General features: G+C 66.4%; 2 protein-coding genes and 1 pseudogene. All 3 read left to right on the top strand.

Annotated features, from left to right (window positions below; all coding sequences use genetic code 11):
- Positions 1-186 (top strand): annotated as a pseudogene (locus EN780_RS40775) (LacI family transcriptional regulator); the annotation flags it as partial.
- Between the two features lie 4 nt (positions 187-190).
- The gene (locus EN780_RS24430) at positions 191-499 is read left to right on the top strand and encodes a hypothetical protein (protein WP_128275552.1); all 309 of its coding nucleotides are present in this window, start codon (positions 191-193) and stop codon (positions 497-499) included.
- 58 nt (positions 500-557) lie between these two features.
- Positions 558-1,090: GNAT family N-acetyltransferase (locus EN780_RS24425; protein ID WP_133372693.1), on the top strand; the 533-nt coding region annotated here is incomplete at its 3' end.

Genomic DNA, 1,090 nt, shown 5'->3' with positions numbered 1-1,090 from the left:
GCGTCCTACGCCTTCATCAAGCAGCAGATATGGCTGATCGGCGGGAGGCTCGATTTCACGGAAGGCGAAGTCGTGCACAGTCTGCGGCCCGGCGACTGCCTGGCGCTCGGCGCGCCGTCCGACTGCACCTTCCATGCGCCGGGACCGGACGCCGCCGACTATCTCGTCGCGCTGGTCAGAGGCTGACGGCATGGCTCGACGTTCCCGACGCTCGCACAATGGCGGGCCGCCGCTCGACGACTATGACGGTCCGCCCTGGGGCAAGGGCGGCGCCTACATCTTCTTCGCCTGGCAGGCGGCCCATGCAAAGGCATGGAAGGCGCCGAGCCGCGACGTCATGCTGATGCGGCTGGAGCGAGCCGAGCGGCTTGGCCTGACCTATGAGGAATACACGCTCGAGATCCTCGAGCGCGGTCGCCATCTCGGCGAAGGCGACACCGAGCGGATCGCCGAAATCCGCCGCGCAAGGAAGCGAAGGCGGTTCAGCCATCTCTCGTGACGCTGGAAACAGGTCGCCCCGCGTCATCCACGTTTATCCGAAGGGACACTCCGCGAACATGACTTCCACAGAAATCACCGTCCTCAGTCAGGACGCCGAGACGGAAAAACTGCTGGCCGCGCTTCTGGTCGAGACGGTGGCTGCCGGCGGGTCGGTGAGCTTTATGCACCCGCTGGCGCAGGATGCAGCGGAGGCCTTCTGGCGGAAGTCGCTTGCCGCCGCCGCGCTAGGCGAACGGGTGGTGCTGGGCGCATGGGATGGCGATGTCCTTGCCGGCACGGTCACCTTGCTGCTCGACTTTCCTCCCAACCAGCCGCACCGGGCCGAGATCGCCAAGCTGATGACCCGCGTCGATCGTCGTGGCCAAGGCGTGGCGACCCGACTGATGCGGGCCGCGGAAGACATCGCCGGGGAGCGCGGCCGCACCTTGCTGGTTCTGGACACGGCAAGCGAGGAGGGAGCCTCCGGTCTCTACGAGAAGCTCGGCTTCACGCTGACCGGCGAAATCCCCGACTTCGCGCTGAAGCCGCATGGCGGATTGACCGGCACGCTGATCTACTGGAAACGGATCGGCGCAAGCCTACAGAGCGC

Source organism: Mesorhizobium sp. M4B.F.Ca.ET.089.01.1.1 (assembly GCF_004022605.1).
GTDB lineage: Bacteria > Pseudomonadota > Alphaproteobacteria > Rhizobiales > Rhizobiaceae > Mesorhizobium > Mesorhizobium abyssinicae.
Note: the sequence above shows the minus strand (reverse complement) of the source record. Positions and strands in the feature narration are given on the sequence as shown.